We start from the raw sequence: 24,904 nt of genomic DNA on the forward strand, positions 1-24,904 counted from the left end.
CCTTTTACATAGCTAATTTTTGCAATCGCCAAAGATATGATACTCGATTAATTTTCTAGGTAAGAAACTAGTTAAAATTTACAGCTAAATCTATTTTTTTATCTAATTCTTGTTGGTGTTTTAAAGTTGTGTTTTCGTCCCAATTAAAACGGTTTGTAAATTCTTGAATGACAAAGTTTTTATAAAGATCAACACTTGGTTTATCAAAAAATAGGCGACCTGTTCTTCGTATAAAAAAGTCGGTAGGAGTGCAGGTCATTTCATGCTTTATAGCAAACCATATTTCAGCTTTTAATAAGCGCTCTTGCAAATTTTCTTCATTTAGTTCATCAAACTTATCTAAAATGAGTTCAGTTTGTTTACCGTAGTTGTGTACTAAATAACTAGCATCTTTCTCAGAAAACCCTTGTGATTTTAGTTGTTTATAAATTTGATTGATGTATAATTTTACTGATTTGTAATTTTGAAAAGGACCTCCTGTTAAAACAATTTCTTCTGTTTGAATTGGGTCAAAATCTACTTCAAAACGTCGTTTCATTTTTTTAGCAACAATATCTACAATACGTTCTGCCATTTTTCTATAGCCTGTTAGTTTCCCTCCAGCAATTGAAATTAACTTAGTATCAGACACAAAAATTTCATCTTTACGAGATAATTCAGAAGCAGATTTTCCTTCTTCATGAATTAACGGACGCAGCCCAGCCCAAGAAGATTGTATATCATTTATAGTTAATTGAATATCAGGAAACATGTTATTTACGGCTTCAATTAAATACAACGCATCTACCATTGAAGTTTTCACAGTATTTTTATCCTGTTGGTAATTGGTATCGGTAGTTCCAAAATAAGTTACCATTCCACGAGGAATGGCAAACATCATACGGCCATCAGGAATATCAAAATAAACAGCTTGTTTTACAGGTAATTTTTCATGCGGAACAACCAAATGTACTCCCTTGGTTAAATGCAAGCGTTTTCCAATTTTAGAATTGTTAATTTGGCGTAATTCATCTACCCAAGGACCTGCTGCATTTACTACATATTTAGCTTTAACATCATAACTTTCTTCAGTAAAAACATCGGTTACTTTAGCGCCTACTACACGTTTGTTTTCATAAATAAACTCGTTTGCACAGGTGTAGTTCAATATTTGTGCGTCGTATTGACTTGCTGTTTTTAAAACTTCAATAGTTAAACGAGCATCATCGGTACGATATTCGGCATAAAAACCAGCACCGTTTAAAATACTTTCAGGTAACAAAGGTTCTTTTTCTAAGGCTTCTTTTTTATCAAGCATTTTACGTTTATCATCTCCTTCAACAGAAGCTAACACATCATAAACTTTAAGTCCGATTGATGTTAGCCACGAACCGTAAGTTCCATTTTCAATTAAAGGTAAAATCATTTTTTCAGGAATTACCAAATGTGGTGCTAGTTTATGAACAATAGCACGCTCAGTACCCACTTCTTTTACCAACCAAAAGTCAAATTGTTTTAGGTAACGTAAACCTCCATGAATTAGTTTGGTAGATTTACTAGAGGTTCCTGAGGCAAAGTCGTTCTTTTCAATTAAGGCGACTTTCATTCCACGTGAGGCAGCATCTAAAGCGATACCTGCACCTGTAATACCACCGCCAATTACCAAAAGATCAAATTCGGTTGTTTGTAATTCTTGTTGAATGTTTTTTCTATTGAAAGAAGAGAAATGATTCATAGAGCTGTTTTTATCAACCAAAAATAAGAATAAAAAGAAACGATAAGTATAAAAAAAGAGCTGAAATTATCAGCCCTTTAAGAAGTCGCCCCCGCAACTATTAAATCTAAAACTAACGATTCAATTTTTTCCAATTAACATCTGCTTGTTTTTTGAGCTCTTCTGGTTTTTCTTTTAACCACAAGGTTAATGTATTGGTTCCCCATGAGTTATAAAATAAATACAATTTGCCATCTCGTATTTCAAAAGTTTTCGGATCAATATCTACCTTTTCTCCAGTTTTTCCTATGGCATAAGCACAGTATCCTCCATATTGAGGAGTGTATTTTTGAGGGTTTTTAAGAAAGGTAGTTAAGTTTTCTTTTGAAGAAAAGCGAAAAGTAACCCCTTGGTAAGAGGTGGTAAATTTTTTATTTCCTTTTTCAGCTTTAGCATGAAAATAACTTACCACATCATAACCTTTGGCAATAACACCATTTTTAGTATTGTATTCTTGTGAAAAAGCAAGGGTTGAAAAAAATATAAAAAGGATGAATAAATGCTTCATACTAGTTCTTTTTATGTTTTAGTTCTTCCCAATTTTTATCTCCTTGTGCCTGCAACTTTTTAGTATCACCATTTTTCCAATCGTCAAGTTTGCTAGAAATCCAAGAGCTGTAAAAAAGATATAATTTTCCATCTCTAATTTCATAGGCTTCAGCATCTATATACATTTTGGTTTTTTTGGCAGCTACAGCATAAGCACAGTATCCACCATATTGAGGAACATACTTCGTCGGGTTTTCTTTAAAAAGCATTAAGTTTTTTTCTGAAGCGAATTTAAATTTAGCTCCGTCGTACGTGGTTTGAAATTTCTTTTTTCCTTCAATGGGTTCATTATTTGTAAAGTAAGAAACAACATCGTATCCTTCGGCTACATAGCCTTTTTTTGTGTTGTAGTCTGTTTTTTGAGCGTATAATGCAGTAGAAATTACGATTAAAAGCAGTGTAAAAAAGTTTTTCATCAGTAGTAAATTTTATGGGTAGTCGATAAAAAACAAAAACATTACAAATACAATCAGAAATTATTTAATAATTGCCAAGACTGTTGAATTTTACCGTTTCTAATAGGTAAAATTTCACCAAACTGTAGACAAACAAATTCACTTTGATGGGGTCTTAAAAAAATAAAATCATCTACTAGTATAGATTCATTTTTAGGAATATTAATCATGGTTTGGTTGGTAGAAGCACCAAATAAATTATTTTGTTTTATACCTTTTGGATAGTAATAATCAGCTTTCCAAAATCCACCATAAATAAAAGCAGACTTTTTAGAAAAAAATTGTTTTAGCTTTTCTAACCCAGGAAGCGTTGTATTTGAAAATTTTTTTAAAATAGGAGTAGCGATAAATGCTGCTGGTTTGTAGTTTTTTAAGGAAGGAATATCAAACATCGTAGGTTTTACAAAACATGAACCAATAGCAATATCGTTTATTGGAGAACGTTGTTCTTTATGTAAATTTAAAGTCGGACTTCCAGCTCCGTTAAAGGTTAAATTTTTATTCCATAGCTCAGGAAAATCATTTTGAACTAAGGTTTTACAATCCCCATAAAATTGATTTGCTAATTGTAAGGATTTTTTTTGCGAACGAACAATTTTAGGCAGCTTTACTACATGTGGGTCATAACCCATAAACCCAGAAAATTCAACAAAATCTTGATTGTTTTCAATAAGAGATAGTCCTTTTGATAAGTTTTCTAAAGAAGAAAAACCACCACGATGTAATCCCACATCAATTTCAATGTTTAATCGTAGTTTTTGGTTGTGTTGTTTGGCTAAATTAATGTATTCTTCAATTCGTTTTTCGGTATCTACCAACCATTGAATTTGAGTAAATGGATTGAACCCATTATTTGGCTGAGCTAAGTTGTTGTAAAAATATATTGCAGTTTTTATAGGCATAGGTTTACCCAGTAAAACATCTGCTTTGTTATCTAATCGAGAGGCTAAATCTGTTAAAAATGGTTGATGAAAAACCATCAACTTATTTGAGTTTGTTTTATGTAAAATATATTCAATCAATTGAACAGAGGGCAATGATTTTACTACCACTCTGAGTGAAGCATCGTTTCTAAAATTAGAAAGTACTTCTGTTATATTTTCATCTAAAATATCTAAATCTACCAACAAACAAGGAATAGCTCGTTGGTAGTTTTTTAGCTCTTGATTTATGTTTTTAAAATATGCATCCATACAATTAAATACCTAACAGTTTTTGAAGATATGGATTCACAAAGATATTTTCGGGATCATGTTCTTTTCTGAAAGTCATAAAATGGGTGAATTTAGGATACATTCTTATAATATCTTCTGTGTTAAATGTATTCATTTTTCCCCAATGAGGCCTTCCGCCATAGGCTTTAAAAACTTCTTCAAGAGCAGCAAAATAAGCTCTGCTATCTTTTTTATTATACACATGACAAGCAATATATGCCGAATCTCTATTGTAAGCAGGACTCATGTATACATCATCTCCTTTTACCCAGCGATTTTCAATAGGAAAATGAATATTGAATTTTTTAGAATTGACAATTTTTTGCACATCTTTAAATACATCTTGATAAGCTTCTGCAGGAATATTGTATTCCATTTCATGAAACTTTACCATTCGTTGTGTGGCATATACTTTATGACTGTGATATACTTTTTTTACATTGCTAATACTTGCTGCAGTGATGTTAGCTACTGTTTTGTTTTGTGATGGAAAAATGGTAGCATATTCACACATGAGTTTGAAAACGTGATTTTCAAGTATATATTCAGTCCAATAATTAAAAAAGTTTACTTTATCAGGTTCAGAATCTTCAACAATGTTTGAAGTTTTGGTCCAGGCAATATTGGTATATGGAATCCAGTAAAACTCAAAATTACGGTTTTTGGAATTTCTTTCACTTAAAGTAGCCAATACATCGCTTAGTTTCTCCTTTTTGTTTTGAAGTTTTAGCTTATAGGTAGAAATACATTGCAAAGTAACTTCAGTAATAATGCCTAAACAGCCTAACGATACTTGAGCAGCTTTAAATAGTTCTGTGTTTTTTGTAGTGGAGCACTCAATGATTTCTCCTTTTCCATTTACAAATTTTAACCCAATAACTTGGTTACTAATGGATTTAAGATTTACACCAGTTCCATGTGTTCCGGTACTTATAGCGCCTGCGATTGACTGAACGTTGATATCACCTAGGTTTTCCATGGCTAATCCTTCATTAAACAATAATTCTCCTAATAAAGAAAGTTTTGTTCCTGCTTTTACAGTAGCTTGATTTTTTTCTTTATCAATTGAAATGAGTCCTTGAAAATTATCGAGAGTTACCAATATTTCATCAGTACTACATAGCGAAGTAAAGGAATGGCCTGAACCAATAACTCGAATTTTTTGGTTACATCGAATTGCTTTTAAAACAAGTTGTTGAATTTCATTTTCCGAATAAGGAAGTGCAACTGCAGATGGATTCCACTGTACATTTTCTGCCCAGTTTTTCATAAGACCTTGAACTAATAGAGGTTAATAGCAAGGTAAGATAGCAAAAAATAAAAAAGTTATAAAACCATTAAATTACAACCACGAATATCGGAATTATCAAAACGACCGATAATTTCAAAACTGTTGTCTTGGTATACTTTACCTAAATCTTGTGTAGCAATAAAGGAACAAGAATTATAGTTTGCTAAATCAATTACATTAATCCCTCCTGATTTTCCTTTAGGTAAAATAGTCAAAGCATCTTCTGGATCACGAGTTAAGACTTGCATCCAAGGCGGACAGTTAAAAAGACCATTTCCTTTTGAATACCCTTGACTTAACAACTCCGTCATTCCATATTCAGAATGAATTGTATTCACTCCAAAACCATTGCTTAAAATAGTATGTAGTTCGTTACGAATAAGCTCTTTTCTTCTACCTTTCATTCCGCCAGTTTCCATTATGATGGTATTAGAAAGATTGAAATGGTATTGTTCTACCAAATCTAACAAAGCAAAAGAAACACCTATAAGTAATACTTTTTTTCCTTGTGAATCTAAATGTATAAGCTTTTGAGCAAGTTCGTCTAGATTGTTGAGGTAAAAGCCACTTTCTGGATGTTTAGAACGTTTGATTAAATCGTCAACCATATAAACTAAAGAAGATCCTTTACGTTCGAGATAATTAGGGAGTAATGCTAATACCACATAATCTTCTATATTTCCATAAAAATGTTCAAAACCTTTTACATAACTGGTTTCGTACCAAGACACATCGGTAACTAAATGCTTGCTTGTTGTACTTCCTGTAGTACCAGAGCTTGTAAAAATTTCTTGAATTTCATCAGTTGAAGAAAGCACTTCTCGAGTTTTAAAAAACTGAATAGGTAAAAACGGAATTTGTTCTATGGTGTTTACATCAGAAGGATGAACGTATATCAAATCACAAAAAGAACGATACACCTTGTTGTTTGTAAACTGATGTGAAAAAACCTGTAATGCGGTTGTGTTAAAATCTTCTGTAGATTGTATGTTAAAAATGGTGGTTTTCATAAACTTTCACAAAAGTAAGAGTATTCGACGCAACCTTTTAGTTTTTTTTTCATCTAGTATATAAACCATGGAAAATTAAAATAATAATAACCCCCAATTATATATATCATGAAAAAAATTTTAATCCTTTTTTTAAGTGTATTTACGTTTTATTCTTGTTTAGATGATGACAGCCCTAAGTTTAAGTATGAGTTTTTAAAGGTTGATAGTGCCACAACCCCTGAAAGTTTCACATTCGGAGAAGTAGATACCATAAAAATAAAGTATACGTTGCCCAATAGTTGCTATTCTTTTAATGGATTGTACTACCAAAAAGTAGATACCACTAGAATTGTAGCTGGTACAGCAATAGTAGCTCTTGATGTTGCTTGTACACAAGATGCAAGACAAGAAGAATATGCTTTTCCTGTTGAGGCAACCCAAGAAGAAGATTATGTTTTTAAGTTTTGGAAAGGTAAGAATGAAGAAGGAGAAGATGTATACGAAGAAGTGGTAATTCCAGTAAATTTGTAACATCAATTTAGAAAAACTCATACAAGGATGCTGTCATCAAAATATCACAGCGCAAGCACAAGTTTACCAGTTATTTTCTGGTAAGCTTTTTGCGCTTTGTCTAAAGTATTCTCGTAATTATCAAGATGCAGAAGACACATTGCAAGATAGTTTTCTAACAATTTTTAAAAAGATACCTCAATATCAACACAAAGGATCTTTTGAAGGGTGGATGAAGAGAATAACCATAAATACAGTGTTACAGAAGTATAGAGAAAAATCACCCTTACAGTTAGTTTCTGAAGCACCTGACGAAGTAATAATTGAAGAAGTAGAGCTTGAAACTGAAAATGTGAGTATTGACGTTTTATTAAAGTTTATCCAAAACTTACCAGATAGGTATCGTTTAGTTTTTAACTTATATGTATTAGATAATTATTCACATAAAGAAATAGCAGAATTATTAAAAATTTCTGTAGGAACATCAAAATCAAATTTATCACGAGCAAGGCAGATATTGAAAAAAGAAATGGAATTATATCAAGCAAAAAAGGCAAAAGCATAACTGATGGAAGAAAAAAACATCGATAGACTATTTCAAGAAAAACTTAAAGATTTGGAGGTTGTTCCAAATGAAAGAGTATGGAGTACTATTGAAGAAAAACTCCAAAAAAAGAAAAAACATCGTGTTTTTCCTATTTGGTGGTTTTCAGGAGGAGCAGCTGCGGTATTTGTTTTAGGTCTTTTGCTTTATCCTTACGTTACTAATCAAGAAAATACAGAGGATACAGATGCAATTGTTGTTGAATCGCCAAAGTCTGCACCCAAAAAGCAAGTAATTAAAAAAGAAGAATTAAAAGAGTCGTTATTATTACAACCAACAAAAGAGAATATAAGAGAAACACCTATTGTAAAAGAAGAAAAAAGTAAGAGAAAAACATTGAAAGAAAAGCTTCATTCTAATGAAGTTTTAACCGCTAATCATGTTGTGAAGGTTAGCAAAAAAGAGTTGCAAGAAAAAGATAGCAACAACACGTCAAGTAGAGTAGTTGAAGGGGCTTTACTGGCTAAAAATGATGTTGTGAAAGAAGAAAACTCTACTGGCAAGCTTGAAAGGAGCTTGCCAGTTCTTAAAAAGAAAGAAAGTACTTTTTTGAAAAAAGAAAATGATTCTATTAAAAAAGGTGTAAAGCCTAAAAAAGACTTTTTAGCGATTGTAAACGCTAAAGATATTGATGAAGAAAAGGAAGAAATAAAGAAACTTTGGACGGTTTCACCGACCGTAGCAGTATTAAATTCCAATTCATTTTCTAAATCATCTCCAATTGATGCTAGCTTATCAAATTCAACAAAAGGAAATACAAGTTATTCGTACGGAGTTCAAGTAGCTTATCAATTCAATAAAAAGTGGACACTTCAATCGGGGATACATTTGCAAGAAATAGGATTCTCTAATAACAACGTGGCAGTAAACCCTGTAAAGTCCAGTAGTGCAAATGTAGCATTCAGTTCAGGAGAAAGTTATGCATTAAGTGATACTTCTCAAACAGGTTTCAGTACAAGTTCAGTGTCTATAAGTTCAGGAAGCCTTGATGGTGAATTGAATCAAAGTTATGGATATATTGAGGTTCCAGTAGAAGTTAAGTATAGTGTATTAGAAGGAAAAAAGTTACAAACACAAGTAGTTGTTGGTTTTAGTTCTTTGTTTTTAAATAAGAATGATGTGAATTTAAAAACCACTGCTTTTTCAACTTCAGGAGAAGCGAATAATTTAAATAACATTAACTTCAGTGGAAATTTAGGAGTGGACCTTAGTTATAAGTTCAGTAAAAAATGGTCTTTAAATATTAACCCAATGTTAAAAACCCAGTTAAATACATTTAAAAATGATTCAAATGGGTTTCAACCTTATTTTATAGGTGTTTATACAGGTTTAAACTACCAGTTTTAATCGTTGTAGATTTTTACTACCAAATCACCTTTATCATTCATTGAAGCTCTGTACATTCCCGCAGTATTGAATTCAAAAGACATGTTGCCATTTTTATCTAAAGCAACAACACCACCAGTACCCCCAAGTTTTGTTAATTTGTTTTGAATAACATCTTTAGTAGCTTCTTTCAACGATTTTTGCTGATATTCCATTTGAGCAGAAATATCATAAGCTACTTGAGTACGGATAAAATATTCACCCCAACCCGTTGACGAAACACCACAGGTGTTATTATTGGCATAGGTACCTGAACCAATAATAGGAGAATCTCCAATTCGCCCCCAACGTTTGTTAGTCATACCACCAGTAGAAGTTCCAGCAGAAATATTACCTTCTTTATCTAAGGCTACACAGCCAACAGTACCAAACTTACTATTTTTAATATCAGCATCATAAAAAGAGGCTTTTTTATCATCATGATCCAATGCAGTTTTTTCTTTATCTTTTATTTTTTGTAAAGATTGAAAACGATTTTCAGTATAAAAATAACTCGGATCTACAATTTCTAATCCTTGCTCTTTAGCAAATTGAGAAGCTCCACTACCAGAAAGCATTACGTGATTAGAGTTTGTCATTACAATTCTTGCCGCTTCAATAGGGCTTTTTATATCTTTTACTCCAGCTACTGCACCAGCGTTCAGTGTTTTTCCATCCATAAAAGAAGCATCTAATTCATTAGTTTCATCATGGGTAAATACAGCACCTTTCCCTGCATTAAACAAAGGAGATTCTTCCATTACTTGAATGGTTTTTACAACAGCATCAGCACTAGAACCACCATTTTTTAAAATCTCATATCCGGTTTTAATTGCTTCTTCTAATATAGTTTTATAAGCAGTTTCTTTTTCGGGAGTCATGTTCTTTTTTAGAATAGTTCCAGCACCTCCATGAATAATAATGGCGAATTCATTTACAGGTATGTCTTTTTGTTTATTAGAAGTTTTTTTAGGAGCATCACATGCTGACAAAATCAACAGTAATGAAAGTAGTAGATAAATGTTTTTCATGATTATTTGTTAATTTTTAAACAAAAACAACACTGTTTGTTTAATTTATTAATTGTAAAATTATTCGTAGTTTTGAGCTTTAAATTTAAACAACTAAAATTAGAATATAAAATATGGCAGATTTTGGTATCAAAGAAGCATTAGCTACTTTAGGCTTACAAGAGATAAATGAAGGAACTTCAACAGGTTCAGTAAACTTTGCAAATGGTGAAATTATTGAATCATATTCACCTGTAGATGGAAAGTTAATAGGAAAAGTAAAAGCTTCTACCAAAGAAGATTACGAAAAGGTAATGGAAGCAGCTACTTCTGCTTTTAAAACTTTTAGAGCAATGCCTGCTCCACAAAGAGGAGAAATAGTTCGTCAATTTGGAAATAAATTAAGAGAGTTAAAAGAACCCTTAGGTAAATTAGTTTCTTACGAAATGGGAAAATCTTACCAAGAAGGTTTAGGTGAAGTTCAAGAAATGATTGATATCTGTGATTTTGCTGTAGGTTTATCTCGTCAGTTAAACGGACAAGTAATTCCATCAGAAAGACCAGGGCACGTAATGAGAGAGCAATGGCATCCATTAGGAGTGGTTGGAATCATCTCTGCATTTAACTTCCCAGTAGCTGTTTGGTCTTGGAATACAGCATTGGCATGGATTTGTGGTAACGTATGTGTATGGAAAGGTTCAGAAAAAGCGCCTTTATGTTCAGTAGCTTGCCAAAATATTATAGCTGAGGTTTTAAAAGCTAACGATTTACCAGAAGGAATTTCTTGTATTGTTAATGGAGATTATAAAGTTGGTGAATACATTACTGAAGATACTCGTATTCCTTTAGTATCTGCTACTGGATCTACAAGAATGGGACGAATTGTTGGTACTAAAGTTGCTGAGCGTTTCGGTAAATCATTATTAGAATTAGGAGGAAACAATGCAATTATCATTACGCCAACTGCTGATTTAAAAGTAGTGGTTCCAGGTGCTGTATTTGGAGCTGTTGGTACTTGTGGTCAACGTTGTACATCTACACGTCGTTTAATCATTCACGAGTCGGTATATGATAAAGTAAGAGATGCGATTGTTGGTGCTTACGGTCAAATAAAAATAGGAAACCCATTAGATGAAAACAATCACGTTGGACCATTAATTGATAAAGACTCTGTAAATACGTATTTAGCCGCTATTGAAAAAGCAAAAGCTGAAGGAGGTAACGTATTAGTAGAAGGAGGCGTTTTAGAAGGAGAAGGTTATGAAAGTGGTTGTTATGTGAAACCAGCAATTATTGAAGCTGAAAACCACTATGAAATCGTTCAACACGAAACATTTGCCCCAATTTTATACTTAATGAAGTATTCAGGAGATGTTGAAAATGCGATTGAATTACAAAATGGAGTAGCGCAAGGGTTGTCTTCTTCAATCATGACAGCAGAAATGAAAGAAGCTGAAAAATTCTTATCATTCGCAGGGTCTGACTGTGGTATTGCTAATGTTAACATTGGTACTTCTGGTGCTGAAATTGGCGGAGCTTTTGGTGGTGAAAAAGAAACAGGTGGTGGACGTGAGTCTGGATCTGATGCTTGGAAAGTGTACATGCGCCGTCAAACTAACACTGTAAATTATTCTGATGAATTACCTTTAGCACAAGGAATTAAGTTCGATTTATAAGAAAACAAAGTTTTCAAAATATAAAAAAGTCTCATCATTTCGATGAGACTTTTTGTTTTTAACTAAGTTGGTGGCTATATTATTTTTCTAAAGCAGCAGCAATAACGGTATAAGCTTCATGCGCTTTCGACATTTTAGCATATTCTAAAGCAGTATATCCTCTTTCTGATTTTACGTTTAATTTTGCTCCACTATCAATTAATAATTGAACAATATCTGCTTTGTTATATCTAGCAGCAAACATTAAAGGAGTTAATCCAGTAGATTTTCTGTTGATATCTGTTCCGTTTTCAACCATAGCTTTTACAGCCTCAAAATTTCCAGCTCTAATTAACTTACAAAAAGTACTTACGTTAGGGTATTCTAAGGTGGTTTTAACAGGAACTTTGTATGAAGTTGAAGCGGTAATAGTTCCGAAAGATAAAGCGATTGCTAAAGCAGTTAATACAAATTTTTTCATGATGTTACGTTTTTATTTTTAAGATTAGGTTACAGCTAAAAGACGCCTGTTAAAACAAAACGTTTCATCAAAAACGCACACTTAACAATTATTTAAGATAAGGTCTTAAAAATCTCTTAATAGATTAAGTTATTTTTAATAAATTAACAATCAGTAATTTAACTAACTATTAACCGAATAATAAAATCATGAATTGGTGTATATTAATTTCAATAGCAGTAGCAATAATTGCCGCTATTTTAGGCTATTTATTAGGAAAGCTATCAAGTAAAAACATTAAGAAAGATGAAATAGTTCTCTTAAAGAATAAAATAGCAAAGTTAGAATCAAGTTTAAGGAACTGTAAAGAAAGTAAATTAGTATTGGAAACTGATTTAAAATTAGCAAAATCTAATATAGTTCCCTCCATATCTGAAGAACAAAAACCATTTGATATCAATGAAATTAAAAAGGTTTTTGGTAAAAAAATAAAAGAGAATGATTTAAAAATAGTAGAAGGAATAGGACCTAAAATTGAAGAACTTTTCCATAATTTTAGTATTAATACCTGGAAGTTATTGTCAGAAACATCTATAGAAAAATGCCAAGAAGTATTAAAAAGTGGAGGAGACCGTTACAGAGTTCATAAACCCAATACATGGCCAAAACAAGCAAAATTAGCCTACGAAGGTAAATGGCAAGAGCTGAAAGATTGGCAAAAAAATTTAGATGGTGGAAAGTGAGAACCATTATAGAAGAATAACCAAAATCCCTTGTATTTTTAGCAAGGGATTTTTTCTTGTTTGTTTATTATAAAACAAAAAGAAATAATAAGTTTAGAATTATATCTTTTTATGAATTTAGTAATATAAAAAAGTAATTGTAACATCTTTTTTATTTTTTTAGTGTCATCAATTGTATTTATTAAGGATATGAAAAAAATAATAGGCTTATCACTTTTTCTCTTTGTACTTTTATTAAATGTAAAATGTAATAAAGATTCAAAAACACTAACAGAAAAAAGTCCAGATGTAAAAGATTATACAAAATATGTAAACCCATTAATTGGAACTAGTAAAATGGGACATGTTTTTCCGGGTGCTACGGCTCCTTTTGGTATGGTACAATTGAGTCCGCAAACAAATTTTGAAGTCATGTTTGATGAAGAAGGAAAGTATAATAAAGAAACCTATGAATATTGTGCAGGATACCAATACAAAGACTCAACCATAATTGGTTTTGCACACACAAATTTTAGTGGTACAGGGCATGCTGATCTTGGAGACTTTTTAGTAATGCCAACTACAGGCGATTTAATTTTAGATCCATTACAAACAAAAGAAGGAACCAAAGGTTTTTATGCTACTTTTTCACACGATACAGAAAAAGCGTCACCTGGATTTTATGAAGTAAACCTAGATAGCTACAACATCAAAGCAGAACTTACAGCAAGTGAGCGCGTAGGTTTTCATCAATACACATTCCCAAAATCAGAGAAGGCACACATTCTTTTAGATTTAGTGTACAATGTATACCACCACGATAATAAAAATGTATGGACATTTATTCGTGTTGAAAACGATTCATTGGTAACTGGGTATAGACAAACAAAAGGATGGGCAAGAACCAAGAAAGTGTTCTTTGCTATGGAATTTTCTAAACCTTTTAAAAGTTACGGACATAAAAAATATAATAAGGAAACCTATGATGGTTTTTATAGAAAGTTTAAACAAAATGAAAACTTTCCTGAAATGGCAGGAAAAGACATTAGAGCCTATTTCAATTTTGATATGGAAGAAGGAGAGCAAATCAAGATAAAATTTGCTTTATCACCAGTAAGTACTAATGGAGCACTTGCCAATTTAAAAACTGAAATTCCTCATTGGAATTTTAATAAAACAAAAGAAGAAACTAAAAATAAGTGGAATAACGAGCTTAGTAAAATCGATGTAGAAACCATTTCAGAAAAAGATAAAACAACATTCTACACCGCCTTATATCACACAAATTTATCTCCTATTTTATATGAAGACGTTGATGGAAAATACCGTGGATTAGATCAAAATATTTATACTTCAGAAGGATTTACAAACTATACTATTTTTTCACTTTGGGATACCTATAGAGCATTACATCCACTGTATAATATTACGCAACCACAGCGAAATAACGATATGATAAAATCGATGTTAGCACATCATGATCAAAGCGTTCATAAAATGCTACCTATTTGGAGTCATTATGCGAATGAAAACTGGTGTATGATAGGGTATCATGCAACCTCTGTAATTGCAGATGCGTTGGTGAAAAATGTGGGAGATTTCGATGTAAATCACGCTTTAAAAGCATCTACCAACACAGCAACAGTTAAGTATTTTGACGGAATAGGAGATTATATGGACTACAACTATGTTCCAGAAGATAAAAGTAGTTCATCTGTTTCAAAAACGTTAGAATATGCCTACAATGATTGGTGTATTGCGCAAATAGCTAATAAAATAGGAGATAAGGATACAGAAAAAGAGTATTTAGCAAGAGCTGAATATTATAAAAACGTGTATGATCCAACCATAGGTTTTATGAGACCTAAACTTTCGAATGGAAAGTTTAGAGAAAATTTTGATCCGATGGATACCCACGGGCAAGGTTTTATAGAAGGAAATGCATGGAATTATGGGTTGTATGTACCTCAAAACATTGATAATATGATTGAAATGATGGGAGGGAAAGAAAAATTTAGTAAGCAATTAGATGAGCTATTTACAACCGAAATAGATGATAAATATATCGCACATCATGAAGATATTACGAGAGATGGAATTATAGGTAATTATGTACATGGTAATGAACCAGGGCACCATATTCCGTATTTATATAACTGGACAGGACACCCAGAAAAAACACAACAACGTGTTCGTATGATTATGGACACCATGTATGCAGATACTGTAGAAGGTTTATGTGGAAACGACGATGCGGGTCAAATGAGTGCATGGTATATTTTTAGTAGTCTAGGTTTTTACCCAGTAACTCCCGGATCGCCTTACTATGCTTTAGGAAGTCCAAACATAAAAGAAGCGACGATTCATTTAGAAAATGGAAAAACGCTTAACATTATAGCTAAAAATCAAAGCAAAGAAAATGTATATGTAAAAAGCGTGACCGTTAATGGTAAAAAGTTAGACAATTTTTTGTTAAGCCATCAAGATATTGTAAATGGAGGTGAAATAGTCTTCGAAATAAGTAACCAATAAACAATATAAGTCCCTCGCAAAAGCGAGGGATTTTCTTTTATCTTTGTTTGTAACAACGAATGTTACTATGAAAATTATCGATTTATCCAAACCTATCCAGTATAATAAACAAGACCCTTGGTTTATGAAAGTTAAAATAAAACATAAACCACATCATAAAGCAAAATGGCTAATTAGAATACTAGGATTGCCATTTAAACTTTTTCCTAAAAACTTTACAGGATGGGCAGATGATACAATTCAAAAAATGGGAGTACACTCCACAACTCATATTGATGCACCTTGGCATTATTCTCCTACTGTAAATGGGAAAAAAGCAAAAACGATAGATGAAGTTCCGTTAGATTGGTGTTTTGGAGAAGGGATAGTGATTGATATGAAACATAAGGTAGATTTTGATCCGATTACTGTAGAAGATATTCAACAATTTTTAGAAGAAAATCAGCTAGAAATCCAACCGAATATGATTGTGTTGCTTAAAACAGGACGTGATAAACTTAACGGAACAAAAGATTTTCATAAAAAAGGTACTGGAGTAAGTGCAAAAGCAACTGAATGGTTGATTGATCAAGGAATTAAAGTGATGGGAATTGATGCTTGGGGATGGGATTTACCACTTCCGTACATGATTCAAAAAGCAAAAGAAACCAACAATTCTGAATTGTTTTGGGAAGGGCATTTGGTAGGACAAAACAAGGAGTATTGTCATATGGAACAGTTGGTAAATTTAGATGCATTGCCGTTAACTGGCTTTAAAGTAGCTGTATTTCCGTTAAAAATTGTAGGAGCATCAGCCGCACCAGCAAGAGTGGTTGCGATGTTAGCATAAGAAACGATGAAAGATATTAACTTCATATTTTTACTATTAGCTTTAGTAGCTGAAGTTATAGGTACCATAGGTGGTTTCGGATCATCTGTTTTCTTTGTGCCTCTAGGAAACTTTTATTTCGATTTTTATTCTGTTTTAGGGCTTACAGCTATTTTTCATTTGTCGAGTAATGTGAGTAAAATCTTTTTGTTTAAAAAAGGATTAGATAAGAAGTTGTTGATAAACATCGGAATTCCTTCTGTCGTTTTTGTGATTTTAGGCGGAGTACTATCAAAATACTTAAACAACACATATTTAGAAATATTTTTAGGAGTCTTTTTAGTTGCATTTAGTGCTTTCTTCCTGATTAAAAGTAAGTTTACTATTTCTCCAAACAAAAAGAATGCTATTGTTGGAGGTTCTTTCTCTGGGTTTTCTGCAGGGTTGTTAGGAACAGGAGGCGCCATTAGAGGTTTAACCATGGCAGCTTTTAATTTAGAAAAGAGTGTGTTTATAGCAACGTCGGCCTTTATAGACTTTATGATTGATTTTTCAAGAACATTTGTCTACTACAACAACGGTTATATTCATGACCATGATTTAAAGTATGTACCTTTTTTGTTTGTAATTGGATTAGTAGGATCATTTATAGGAAAAAAAATACTAGCATACATCCCACAGTCAAAATTCAGAAAACTGTCGTTGTCTTTTATTCTATTAATTGGGATAATTACAATGGTACAATTAGTGTTGAGGTAATTAAATATTAAGGTTTGTTTTATATTTTTAATCATGTTATTTACAAAAATGACGCAACCTTTTATATAAATAAGCATCTAATTATTAAAGAGGTAATCCAAAAAATGAAAAATAAAATTTTATTTTTATTAGCAGTTAGTCTTATGTTCTCATGTAGTAATAAGACAGAGGGTTTAAAAACTGAATTAGTAGGAAAATGGAAATTAATTGAGGTTTTAGCAGATCCAGGAGATGGTAGTGGAACTTTTGAACCTGTTAGAAGTAATAAAACTATTGAATTTAAAAGTAATGGAATATTAACAACTAATAATTCTTTATGTGATCCATACTCAGATGAAATGATAAGTTCAGGAACCTATGAAAACAATACTATAACTACTGGTTGTCAGGATTCTAATATAGCTACGATTTTTTTTGAATTAAATAATGAGTCTTTGATTTTAAACTTTATTTCTAACGAAGGATATTCTCAAAAGTTTGAAAAGATAAATTAAACATTCTAATTATACTTCACTTTACGTATTACGCGCATGGCTTCTTTGTATTTTATATAGGTGGTTTTATCCTCTAAATTTTTGATATAGTATTTTGCTTTTTTAAGTTGTAGAGGAGCACTTTCAAACCCGTTTAAATAACAAATTAAATAGGAGGTGGGTAATCGATATACATCTTCGTGTTCAATAACTGAAAGGGGCTTCTTTTTTACAATTTTAGCAACAATACTATTATTGTTTTTATAAATAAGCTGTAATATATCGTTGTGATATTGAGGAGCTTCAAAAAGAAATTCCGTAACAATATCGTGCTTTCCGTTATCTTTAAAATTGATAATTGTTTTTTCTAATGGATAACGTTTTTCACTCTTATCAATTCCTAAAACAATGTATTCGGTAATAATAAACGATTGTTCATTATACTTAATTTGTACATCGTCTAATGAAGAGAAAAATAAACGCACTTGCTCGTTTATCAACTCAATGTCTACACGAGTAAAAAACTCTTCATGAGCGATAACTTTCTTTTTTCCTGCCCAACAAAGTACAAATTGCTCATTAAACACTTTGTATTGCGGGTTGTACTCTGGTTTATGTCGATTTATAAAATCAAAAACACCGTCAAGAGTAAGTTGAATATTATTGCTGGCATTTTTTTCAATAGCTTCAACAATGGCTTGGTTGTTGTTTTTAAGTACATAATTACCTTCAACAGGCATAGAGTTACTTCCTCTGCGATAAAAAATCGTTTCTTTGCGGTATTTCCAAGCGTTTTTAGCTAAAGAGGTAATTAATTTGGTAGGATAAATAGTTACCAAACCAACTACTTTATGACGCTGTAAACGGGGGAAAGGAACGTTTTCGTATTCTATTTTTGGAGGGTTATTCAGGTAAGCATTTACTAAATTTTGAATTTTGCTATCATCGTAAAAATCAACTCCAATAATTTTATTTTCTTCATCTTCAATACCAATAACAATATAAGAGTTATTGTTAGGATTTGAATTAGAAAGAGCACAAACGTGTTTTATAAACTTAGCTTTTCCTTCTTTAGTGCTTAAGGATAACTTTTGTTTTTTATCATAAAAACTATTCTCGTCGTTATGAGACAGTAAGTTTTTAATTAAAAGACGTTTGTTAATCACAACTTAAGCATTTTTGTTTACAATAGTTGCACTAGCTTGCGCTGTTGGGTATACAATTAAATCTTCAATATTTACATGGTACGGACGAGTAACTACAAAGTGTATAATATCTGCAATATCTTCAGGTTGCAGTGCTTTGTAGCCTTGATATACGGTTTTAGCTCTTTCAGAATTTCCTTTAAAACGAACATCTGAAAATTCAGTTTCTACTAATCCAGGATGAATAGCGCTTACGCGAATATTGTGTTGATTCAAATCAATACGCATTCCTTTATTTAAAGCGTTTACAGCGAACTTTGATGCACAATACACATTTCCATTAGGGTACACATCTTTTCCTGCAATAGAACCAATATTTACAATGAAACCGTTGTTACGCTCCACCATTTGAGGAATGATTGCTTTTGAAACATATAAGAGGCCTTTAACGTTTCCATCTATCATAGCATCCCAATCATCAATATTTCCATTTTGAATGCTGTCTAGCCCATGGGCATTTCCAGCGTTGTTAATAAGAATATCAATATGTTTAAACTCATTAGGTAAACTGTTGATTGCACGTTGTACTTCTTCATTATAACGAACATCAAACTGAAGTATATGCACTTTGGTGAATTGCGAGAGTTCTTGTTGTAATTGTTGTAGCTTTTCAATACGTCTACCACAAAGAATTAAATTGATGTTATTTGTTGCAAAAAGTTGAGCGGTTGCCTTACCAATACCTGAGGTTGCTCCAGTAATTAAAGCAGTTTGTTGCATGGTTTTTTGTTTTGTATAAAGGTAACCTTTTTTATGTTAAGCTACCATTATAAAATGAAAAACCGCCCCTAGCGGAGCGGTTCCTTTTAGTTGGCTACTACACCAACCAAAAATCAACTAACCAAACTTTATTTTTATTTCCTTTTCGGAACTGTTTCTCTTTCTATTTTAGTACGCTTTCTACCGCTATTTTTTACAGCCGGTTTAGCAGTACTTGTTTTTTCTCCTTTAAGATATTGTATAAACCCTCTTCCTGAAAAAACATATGTTGTTTTAGAACTTACATGATACAATTCTATCGTTTCGTCATTTATAACGGTTAAATCAAACTCTTCAGTATCTCCGTTATCATAATTAAGTGTTAAATATTTTAAATTTTCTACACCTTGAACATTACGAACTACATAGCTTCCTTCAAAGTCCCAATTAATGTAATCAACATTTGTGCCAAAAGGGTCATGAGATGAATTGAAAGTTACGTTATTTTCTGGTGTAAATCTAAGATAATGCTCTTGATCAAAAGGGTTTGCTACCCCTCCAGACTCACCTGTTCGTTCCCAAGCTTTAAACTCTTGTAAGAAATACTCAATGTTTTCGTAGAACAACATGTCATAATCAAAAGTGTTTACTTGATAACCTACTAAATAATAACTAACATTTTGCGATAAATCATCAATTCTAATTTCGTTACTAGAAAGTTGTACCACATCAAATTCAAAATACCCATCTATATCGTGACGCGTTTCTAAAATCGTTCCCTGTGTACGATAGTTACCCACTGCTATCCCTAAGCCATTTCCAGTTTTACCAATATCAACAATATTATTATTTGCATACATGGTTCCATTTAAAAAAGAAATGGTAAAAGCTCTTGATAAAAAAGGAACTTCGCCACTACCAGTTGTTCTGTGATAATCTACATACCATAAATCATAACTAGAAATGTACTCGTTTAATGAAAAACCATCATCTACAATTTCATTTCTTACAACACACGACGTAAGTGTTACACCACTAATAAGTAGTATTAAAAGTAATTTTATACGTTTCATAAGCATTCGTTTTATGGTTATGCTTATTAGTTTTCAAATTACGTGCCAAAAATAAAAAACACCTCTTTTGAGGTGCTTTTTATTGTTTATGTAAAGGTTTTTATTCCATAAAAACCGTCTCTTTTTTTATAATGTTTTCTACTTTCGCATAGTAAGTTTTTTCTCCTATAACATAAGAAACCATTGCTTCATTTTCTTTAAGTTTAAAAGGGAATTCCTCAGTTGGAGTGTTGGGGGTATTTCCAATTTCTTTTTTAGGGTCTGCATGTAAAACAATATCCTTTTGTTCGTCATCAGAGGAGGTTTTATAGCGAGCTGCAATATATGTTTGATTGTTATGTTGTTCGACGACAGCTTTGGTAATTCTGTTTTGAAAATATACTTTTTGAAAATCAATAGGCTCTTCAGCACTAAAGTATATAATTAAGTTTGTAGAACTATAACTACCTTTTACACCACCAGTTACATTAGAATAATTAGCAGATTCTATTTTAAAGGGATGATTATTTTCTGTTTTTACACTTGCGCATTTTGCAAAACTTAAAGCTAAAATTAAGATTCCAATTAATTTCATAGAGTTGTTTTTTAATGTTTAAATTTAGGCATTCAAGGAATGTGCCAAGTCACAAATATAATCAGATTTATATGATATTGAGTTTCAGTTACTGGGAATTAAAAGAATGGTTTTCAAAAGTTGATTTTACTGTAGTAGGAAGCGGTATTGTGGGATTAAATTGTGCGTTGCAGTTGCGGAAAAAATATCCAAAAGCAAAAATTTTAGTGCTAGAGAAAGGAATACTACCGCAAGGAGCCAGTACTAAAAATGCAGGTTTTGCTTGTTTTGGAAGTTTATCAGAACTAATAGACGACTTAAAAACACATACTGAAGAAGAGGTTTTTAATTTGGTAAAAAAACGTTGGGAAGGGTTACAGCTTTTAAGAACGACATTAGGTGATAAGAATATCGACTTTCAACAGCATAAAGGATTTGAATTGTTTTTAACAACCGAATTATATGAATCGTGTTTAAATAAAAAGGAGGCTATAAACAAGCTTTTGAAACCGTTATTTTCTTCAGATGTTTTTACAGTAGCACCTAATGAATTTAACTTTAAAAACATCCATCAACATTATATAACAAATCAATTCGAAGGACAGATAGATACTGGTAAAATGGCTGCAAAGTTGTTAGAAAAAGTACAGTCTTCAAAGATAAAAATTATCAACAATATTCAGGTTGAAAACTTTTTTGAAAACAATGAGCGAGTTGTAGTAAAAACAAATGAAATTACATTTAGCACACACAAATTATTTGTAGCTACTAACGGATTTGCAAACCAGCTCTTAAAAGAAGATGTACAACCAGCAAGGGCCCAAGTTTTAATTACCAAGCCCATTAAAAATCTACATATTAAAGGAACCTTTCACCTAGATAAAGGGTATTATTATTTTAGAAATATTGATGATAGAATTTTATTTGGAGGAGGAAGAAACCTTGATTTAAAAAGAGAAGAAACTACCGAGTTTGGACAAACATCGCTTATCCAAAATAAATTAGAAGAAATTTTAAAAACGACAATTTTACCGAATAATAAAGTCGAAATAGAACATCGTTGGAGTGGAATTATGGGGGTTGGAAACCAGAAAAAAGCGATTGTAACACAGCTTTCAAATAATGTTTTTTGTGGTGTACGGTTAGGCGGAATGGGAGTAGCTATTGGGAGTTTAGTAGGAAAGGAGTTGGCAGAACTTGTAAATTAAAAGTGCTTAGAGATATTAAGAAATGAATATTAAAGAAGAGCTATACAAACAATGTGAGTTGTATGTAAACAAACGCTTACAAACGGTGGAAGAAACCATTTCTTCTCATCAGAAAGCCTTACTATCTGAAACAAAAAGTTCTGCAGGAGATAAGCACGAAACAGGAAGGGCAATGCTACAATTAGAAATGGAAAAAGCAGGTCAACAACTTAGTGGAATAGCTCAAATGAAAGAAACACTAGCTAAAATTAATACAAAAACAACTTCAAAAACGGCTCATTTGGGTAGTGTGGTTATAACTACTTCAACTATAAACTACTTTATTAGTGTGAGCGTAGGCTTGCTAACTTTTGCAAATAAAAAATACTTCGCCATATCTTCATCTTCACCCATTGGGAAGTTAATTTTAGGGAAAAAAGAAGGAGAATCTTTTGAGTTTAATGGAGTAAAAAACACCATCAAAAAAATTTTTTAAAGAAAAAGGTAGGGTAAAATAAAAGTTACTTGTTTTACATTCAGGAAAGGTTGTTATAACCAGAATAGAAGAAGAAGCTATAATACACTTTTATCTTTTGGTGTTTAGACGGTAAGGGTGTATTTTTTTAAGAAAGTAATTTATTTTAAGATAGTTGAGTAATAATTATTGAGATAGTTATTATTGGTTTAAACAGTCTCTTTTAACTTAAAAGGGACTGTTTTTTTATGCTCAATATTTTCAGAGTGATGTATAAAAATAGATTGGTTGTTATAAGCAACTTCTATCAACCAATGGCTTCCCTTAAAATAAGATTTTAGCACCGTTCCTTCTAGTTTTGAAGGTTCTTTGGTAATCTCAAGCAAATTAGGATATAGCAGTAGTGTTTGTTTGTTAATGGTAAGTTCATTTACATCATCAAATAAAGAAGCGATATATTTTTCTTTTGGGGTTTTATATAAATTTGCTGGACTGTCATGCGCAATGATTTGGTTGTTGCGAATTACCATCAGAGTATCAGCAAAAGAAAGTGCATCATTTCCGTCGTGAGTTGCTACGATGCAAGCAATATTTTTCTTTTTTAAATAAGAAAACAAGCGTCTTCTTAACGAGTTTTTTTTAAAATTATCTATTTGACTAAAAGGTTCATCTAACAATAATAATTCAGGTTCTTTGGCCAAAGCCCTAGCAATAGCAACTCGTTGTTGTTGCCCGCCACTTAAATTTTTAACTTTTTCGTTAGCTAACTCAGTCATTTCAATAACATCAAGAAGTTCTTCTGTTCTTTCTTCTGCTTCTTTGGGGTAAAAACGAGATAAAAACTTTTTTATGTTTTCACTTACTGAGGTAAAAGGCATTAAATCAAAATCTTGTGCTACATATTTAAAAAATGCCATTCCAGGAACTAAATGGTGTTGAGGACCCAAAATTTGAGTACCATTCCAATATAAATCTCCTTTATCAACATCAAGTAAGCCATAAACAATTTTTAAAAGTGTAGATTTTCCACAACCGCTTTCTCCCATTACACATAAGTGTTCTCCTTTTTGAAGTGTAAAATGGATGTTTTCTAAGGTGTTTTCTTTAGATGAATATGTGAATGAAATATTATTTACCTGTAGCATGGCTACAAAAGTAACTCTTTAGTAAGAAACAAAAAACCGATACTCTTTTGTATCGGTTTTGTTTTAAGCATTTCTTTCTACGTAGCGTATAATACTTTTTGCTATATCTTTTCCTGTGGCTTTTTCTATGCCTTCTAAACCAGGAGAAGAATTAACTTCTAAAATTAAGGGACCTCTATCAGACTGTAACATGTCTACACCAGCAATACCTAATTTCATTGCTTTTACAGCTTTTAAAGCTGCATTTTCTTCTTCATCAGTTAACTCTATAATTTCTGAAGTTCCTCCTCTGTGCAAGTTAGATCTAAATTCACCTTCTTTTCCCTGGCGCTTCATAGCACCTACAACCACACCATCTACCACAAAAGCACGAATATCAGCTCCTTTAGCTTCTTTAATGTATTCTTGAACAATGACCCGAGCCTGTAATCCGTTAAAAGCTTCAATAACAGATTCGGCAGCTTTTCGGGTTTCGGCTAAAACAACACCTAAACCTTGTGTGCCTTCTAAAAGTTTAACAATCAAAGGAGCTCCACCTACTTTTTTTATAATTTCTGAAGTATCTTTCGAATAATTGGTAAAAACCGTTTTTGGAAGTCCTAAATTTGCTCTCGAAAGTACCTGTAAACTACTTAGTTTATCTCTTGAGCGTACCAAAGCTTGAGATTCTACTGCAGAAAAAACTTTCATCATTTCGAATTGACGCACAACAGCAGTACCATAAAAAGTAACGGAAGCACCAATACGAGGTATAATGGCATCAACATCGGTTACAAGCTCATGGTTGTATACTATTGCAGGCTTTCTTTTTTCGATAATAAGATCACATTTGGTATGGTCTAATACGACCATTTCATGACCTCTTTTTTCGCCTGCTTCTACTAAGCGTTTGGTTGAATATAATTTAGGGTTTCTAGAAAGAACAACAATTTTCATTTTTTATATTTCTTTTGATGTGATGTTTTTTTGTGAAACGTCCACAATAAATTTCTTGTTTAAAAATTTTCTACCAATTAATACTGGATAATTCATTTTACCTCTATCTGATAACGATAGCTTTATTTTGTATTTTTTACCATAAAAAATAGCGGATGTAGAAACAACATATCTTTTTTGTTTCTTTCCGTTTGAGCTTCTTATGCTTTTTACTTTATACTTTTTTGTTTGAAGCAATTTATTATTATATTTTTCTGTTTTTGGGCAGAGTAATATAAACTCTAACACACCGTCTTTTTCTTCAATATGCTTACAATGTATTGCAGAAGTATAGGCTCCTGTATCAATCTTTACAGGTAAATCTTCTATTTCCCAGTTTAAAAAGGATATTTTTTCAATCCTTCCAATTAATCTCATTCTATTAAAAATTAAGGAGGGCGAATTACTTACTATTTTTTGGAATATACAAAACTTGTTGT

General features: G+C 32.0%; 26 protein-coding genes. 11 read left to right on the forward strand and 15 right to left on the reverse strand.

What is annotated here, in order from left to right; translation table 11 throughout:
• Positions 1-67: 67 nt before the first annotated feature.
• The 6 genes from V1T75_RS06355 to V1T75_RS06380 all read right to left on the reverse strand — a co-directional run bounded on the left by V1T75_RS06355 (position 68) and on the right by V1T75_RS06380 (position 6,272).
• Positions 68-1,714: a glycerol-3-phosphate dehydrogenase/oxidase gene (locus V1T75_RS06355; protein ID WP_330487717.1), complete on the reverse strand. Its 1,647-nt coding sequence runs from the start codon at positions 1,712-1,714 to the stop codon at positions 68-70.
• Positions 1,715-1,826: 112 nt separating this feature from the next.
• The gene (locus V1T75_RS06360) at positions 1,827-2,261 is read right to left on the reverse strand and encodes a YHS domain-containing (seleno)protein (protein ID WP_330487718.1); all 435 of its coding nucleotides are present in this window, start codon (positions 2,259-2,261) and stop codon (positions 1,827-1,829) included.
• A 1-nt stretch (position 2,262) separates the two neighbouring features.
• Entirely contained in the window at positions 2,263-2,718 is a 456-nt protein-coding gene (locus tag V1T75_RS06365) for a YHS domain-containing (seleno)protein (RefSeq protein ID WP_330487719.1), read from the reverse strand.
• A gap of 53 nt (positions 2,719-2,771) precedes the next feature.
• Positions 2,772-3,950 carry an alanine racemase gene (locus tag V1T75_RS06370; RefSeq protein WP_330487720.1) on the reverse strand — a complete coding sequence of 393 codons (1,179 nt, stop codon included), beginning with the start codon at positions 3,948-3,950 and terminating at the stop codon, positions 2,772-2,774.
• Positions 3,951-3,954: 4 nt separating this feature from the next.
• Positions 3,955-5,241, reverse strand: coding sequence for a D-arabinono-1,4-lactone oxidase (locus V1T75_RS06375; protein WP_330487721.1), 1,287 nt, complete (start codon positions 5,239-5,241; stop codon positions 3,955-3,957).
• Positions 5,242-5,297: 56 nt separating this feature from the next.
• Entirely contained in the window at positions 5,298-6,272 is a 975-nt protein-coding gene (locus tag V1T75_RS06380) for a LuxE/PaaK family acyltransferase (RefSeq protein ID WP_330487722.1), read from the reverse strand.
• Between the two features lie 108 nt (positions 6,273-6,380).
• On the opposite strand from V1T75_RS06380, the gene V1T75_RS06385 reads away from it, so the two are divergent.
• Genes V1T75_RS06385 through V1T75_RS06395 form a run of 3 tightly spaced genes read left to right on the forward strand, consistent with a single transcriptional unit; the run spans position 6,381 to position 8,715 of the window.
• Positions 6,381-6,785 (forward strand): hypothetical protein, encoded by a 405-nt coding sequence (locus V1T75_RS06385; protein WP_330487723.1) that lies wholly within the window; start codon positions 6,381-6,383, stop codon positions 6,783-6,785.
• Between the two features lie 43 nt (positions 6,786-6,828).
• On the forward strand, positions 6,829-7,329 hold the full coding sequence (locus tag V1T75_RS06390) for an RNA polymerase sigma factor (protein ID WP_330488004.1): 501 nt from the start codon (positions 6,829-6,831) through the stop codon (positions 7,327-7,329).
• A gap of 3 nt (positions 7,330-7,332) precedes the next feature.
• Entirely contained in the window at positions 7,333-8,715 is a 1,383-nt protein-coding gene (locus tag V1T75_RS06395) for an outer membrane beta-barrel protein (protein ID WP_330487724.1), read from the forward strand.
• Here the strand turns inward: V1T75_RS06395 and V1T75_RS06400 are convergent.
• Entirely contained in the window at positions 8,712-9,764 is a 1,053-nt protein-coding gene (locus tag V1T75_RS06400; protein ID WP_330487725.1) for an isoaspartyl peptidase/L-asparaginase family protein, read from the reverse strand. The genes V1T75_RS06395 and V1T75_RS06400 overlap by 4 nt on opposite strands.
• Before the next feature lie 113 nt (positions 9,765-9,877).
• Here V1T75_RS06400 and amaB point away from each other — a divergent pair, with 113 nt between their 5' ends.
• A complete protein-coding gene (amaB, locus tag V1T75_RS06405; RefSeq protein ID WP_330487726.1) occupies positions 9,878-11,419 on the forward strand; it encodes an L-piperidine-6-carboxylate dehydrogenase in 1,542 nt (513 codons plus the stop codon).
• A gap of 79 nt (positions 11,420-11,498) precedes the next feature.
• Here the strand turns inward: amaB and V1T75_RS06410 are convergent, their stop codons facing one another.
• Positions 11,499-11,879 (reverse strand): ankyrin repeat domain-containing protein, encoded by a 381-nt coding sequence (locus tag V1T75_RS06410; protein ID WP_330487727.1) that lies wholly within the window; start codon positions 11,877-11,879, stop codon positions 11,499-11,501.
• A gap of 188 nt (positions 11,880-12,067) precedes the next feature.
• On the opposite strand from V1T75_RS06410, the gene V1T75_RS06415 reads away from it, so the two are divergent.
• From V1T75_RS06415 to V1T75_RS06435, 5 genes are all read left to right on the forward strand, one after another.
• Positions 12,068-12,601, forward strand: a complete 534-nt coding sequence (locus tag V1T75_RS06415) for a hypothetical protein (protein ID WP_330487728.1) — start codon at positions 12,068-12,070, stop codon at positions 12,599-12,601.
• Between the two features lie 189 nt (positions 12,602-12,790).
• A complete protein-coding gene (locus tag V1T75_RS06420) occupies positions 12,791-15,112 on the forward strand; it encodes a GH92 family glycosyl hydrolase (protein ID WP_330487729.1) in 2,322 nt (773 codons plus the stop codon).
• 67 nt (positions 15,113-15,179) lie between these two features.
• The gene (locus V1T75_RS06425; RefSeq protein ID WP_330487730.1) at positions 15,180-15,941 is read left to right on the forward strand and encodes a cyclase family protein; all 762 of its coding nucleotides are present in this window, start codon (positions 15,180-15,182) and stop codon (positions 15,939-15,941) included.
• Positions 15,942-15,947: 6 nt separating this feature from the next.
• Positions 15,948-16,679, forward strand: coding sequence for a sulfite exporter TauE/SafE family protein (locus V1T75_RS06430; protein WP_330487731.1), 732 nt, complete (start codon positions 15,948-15,950; stop codon positions 16,677-16,679).
• Positions 16,680-16,783: 104 nt separating this feature from the next.
• Positions 16,784-17,173: a hypothetical protein gene (locus tag V1T75_RS06435; RefSeq protein ID WP_330487732.1), complete on the forward strand. Its 390-nt coding sequence runs from the start codon at positions 16,784-16,786 to the stop codon at positions 17,171-17,173.
• A 5-nt stretch (positions 17,174-17,178) separates the two neighbouring features.
• Here the strand turns inward: V1T75_RS06435 and V1T75_RS06440 are convergent, their stop codons facing one another.
• The 4 genes from V1T75_RS06440 to V1T75_RS06455 form a co-directional block, all read right to left on the reverse strand.
• Positions 17,179-18,318, reverse strand: a complete 1,140-nt coding sequence (locus V1T75_RS06440; RefSeq protein WP_330487733.1) for an ATP-binding protein — start codon at positions 18,316-18,318, stop codon at positions 17,179-17,181.
• Positions 18,319-18,321: 3 nt separating this feature from the next.
• Positions 18,322-19,077 (reverse strand): SDR family NAD(P)-dependent oxidoreductase, encoded by a 756-nt coding sequence (locus V1T75_RS06445; protein WP_330487734.1) that lies wholly within the window; start codon positions 19,075-19,077, stop codon positions 18,322-18,324.
• 134 nt (positions 19,078-19,211) lie between these two features.
• Positions 19,212-20,129 (reverse strand): hypothetical protein, encoded by a 918-nt coding sequence (locus V1T75_RS06450; protein WP_330487735.1) that lies wholly within the window; start codon positions 20,127-20,129, stop codon positions 19,212-19,214.
• Between the two features lie 100 nt (positions 20,130-20,229).
• Positions 20,230-20,703, reverse strand: coding sequence for a hypothetical protein (locus V1T75_RS06455; protein ID WP_330487736.1), 474 nt, complete (start codon positions 20,701-20,703; stop codon positions 20,230-20,232).
• A gap of 77 nt (positions 20,704-20,780) precedes the next feature.
• Between V1T75_RS06455 and V1T75_RS06460 the strand changes: the two genes are divergently transcribed.
• Both V1T75_RS06460 and V1T75_RS06465 read left to right on the forward strand, forming a co-directional pair.
• Positions 20,781-21,890 (forward strand): NAD(P)/FAD-dependent oxidoreductase, encoded by a 1,110-nt coding sequence (locus V1T75_RS06460; RefSeq protein WP_330488005.1) that lies wholly within the window; start codon positions 20,781-20,783, stop codon positions 21,888-21,890.
• Positions 21,891-21,912: 22 nt separating this feature from the next.
• A complete protein-coding gene (locus V1T75_RS06465; RefSeq protein ID WP_330487737.1) occupies positions 21,913-22,365 on the forward strand; it encodes a 3-oxoacyl-ACP synthase in 453 nt (150 codons plus the stop codon).
• Between the two features lie 188 nt (positions 22,366-22,553).
• Here V1T75_RS06465 and V1T75_RS06470 read toward each other — a convergent pair whose 3' ends face one another.
• From V1T75_RS06470 to V1T75_RS06480, 3 genes are all read right to left on the reverse strand, one after another.
• Positions 22,554-23,489, reverse strand: a complete 936-nt coding sequence (locus V1T75_RS06470) for an ABC transporter ATP-binding protein (protein ID WP_330487738.1) — start codon at positions 23,487-23,489, stop codon at positions 22,554-22,556.
• 63 nt (positions 23,490-23,552) lie between these two features.
• Positions 23,553-24,425 (reverse strand): 30S ribosomal protein S6--L-glutamate ligase, encoded by an 873-nt coding sequence (gene rimK, locus V1T75_RS06475; protein ID WP_330487739.1) that lies wholly within the window; start codon positions 24,423-24,425, stop codon positions 23,553-23,555.
• 3 nt (positions 24,426-24,428) lie between these two features.
• On the reverse strand, positions 24,429-24,842 hold the full coding sequence (locus V1T75_RS06480) for an ATP-dependent zinc protease family protein (protein WP_330487740.1): 414 nt from the start codon (positions 24,840-24,842) through the stop codon (positions 24,429-24,431).
• Positions 24,843-24,904 lie beyond the last annotated feature (62 nt).

The organism is Tenacibaculum sp. FZY0031 (assembly GCF_036350695.1).
Classification (GTDB): domain Bacteria; phylum Bacteroidota; class Bacteroidia; order Flavobacteriales; family Flavobacteriaceae; genus Polaribacter.

Bases quoted from the DNA above. Each gene is read 5' to 3' on its own strand.
- V1T75_RS06355 (WP_330487717.1), bottom strand. From the start codon at position 1,714: ATGAATCATTTCTCTTCTTTCAATAGAAAAAACATTCAACAAGAATTA.
- V1T75_RS06360 (WP_330487718.1), bottom strand. From the start codon at position 2,261: ATGAAGCATTTATTCATCCTTTTTATATTTTTTTCAACCCTTGCTTTT.
- V1T75_RS06365 (WP_330487719.1), bottom strand. From the start codon at position 2,718: ATGAAAAACTTTTTTACACTGCTTTTAATCGTAATTTCTACTGCATTA.
- V1T75_RS06370 (WP_330487720.1), bottom strand. From the start codon at position 3,950: ATGGATGCATATTTTAAAAACATAAATCAAGAGCTAAAAAACTACCAA.
- V1T75_RS06375 (WP_330487721.1), bottom strand. From the start codon at position 5,241: ATGAAAAACTGGGCAGAAAATGTACAGTGGAATCCATCTGCAGTTGCA.
- V1T75_RS06380 (WP_330487722.1), bottom strand. From the start codon at position 6,272: ATGAAAACCACCATTTTTAACATACAATCTACAGAAGATTTTAACACA.
- V1T75_RS06385 (WP_330487723.1), top strand. From the start codon at position 6,381: ATGAAAAAAATTTTAATCCTTTTTTTAAGTGTATTTACGTTTTATTCT.
- V1T75_RS06395 (WP_330487724.1), top strand. From the start codon at position 7,333: ATGGAAGAAAAAAACATCGATAGACTATTTCAAGAAAAACTTAAAGAT.
- V1T75_RS06400 (WP_330487725.1), bottom strand. From the start codon at position 9,764: ATGAAAAACATTTATCTACTACTTTCATTACTGTTGATTTTGTCAGCA.
- amaB (WP_330487726.1), top strand. From the start codon at position 9,878: ATGGCAGATTTTGGTATCAAAGAAGCATTAGCTACTTTAGGCTTACAA.
- V1T75_RS06410 (WP_330487727.1), bottom strand. From the start codon at position 11,879: ATGAAAAAATTTGTATTAACTGCTTTAGCAATCGCTTTATCTTTCGGA.
- V1T75_RS06415 (WP_330487728.1), top strand. From the start codon at position 12,068: ATGAATTGGTGTATATTAATTTCAATAGCAGTAGCAATAATTGCCGCT.
- V1T75_RS06420 (WP_330487729.1), top strand. From the start codon at position 12,791: ATGAAAAAAATAATAGGCTTATCACTTTTTCTCTTTGTACTTTTATTA.
- V1T75_RS06425 (WP_330487730.1), top strand. From the start codon at position 15,180: ATGAAAATTATCGATTTATCCAAACCTATCCAGTATAATAAACAAGAC.
- V1T75_RS06430 (WP_330487731.1), top strand. From the start codon at position 15,948: ATGAAAGATATTAACTTCATATTTTTACTATTAGCTTTAGTAGCTGAA.
- V1T75_RS06435 (WP_330487732.1), top strand. From the start codon at position 16,784: ATGAAAAATAAAATTTTATTTTTATTAGCAGTTAGTCTTATGTTCTCA.
- V1T75_RS06445 (WP_330487734.1), bottom strand. From the start codon at position 19,077: ATGCAACAAACTGCTTTAATTACTGGAGCAACCTCAGGTATTGGTAAG.
- V1T75_RS06450 (WP_330487735.1), bottom strand. From the start codon at position 20,129: ATGAAACGTATAAAATTACTTTTAATACTACTTATTAGTGGTGTAACA.
- V1T75_RS06455 (WP_330487736.1), bottom strand. From the start codon at position 20,703: ATGAAATTAATTGGAATCTTAATTTTAGCTTTAAGTTTTGCAAAATGC.
- V1T75_RS06465 (WP_330487737.1), top strand. From the start codon at position 21,913: ATGAATATTAAAGAAGAGCTATACAAACAATGTGAGTTGTATGTAAAC.
- V1T75_RS06470 (WP_330487738.1), bottom strand. From the start codon at position 23,489: ATGCTACAGGTAAATAATATTTCATTCACATATTCATCTAAAGAAAAC.
- rimK (WP_330487739.1), bottom strand. From the start codon at position 24,425: ATGAAAATTGTTGTTCTTTCTAGAAACCCTAAATTATATTCAACCAAA.
- V1T75_RS06480 (WP_330487740.1), bottom strand. From the start codon at position 24,842: ATGAGATTAATTGGAAGGATTGAAAAAATATCCTTTTTAAACTGGGAA.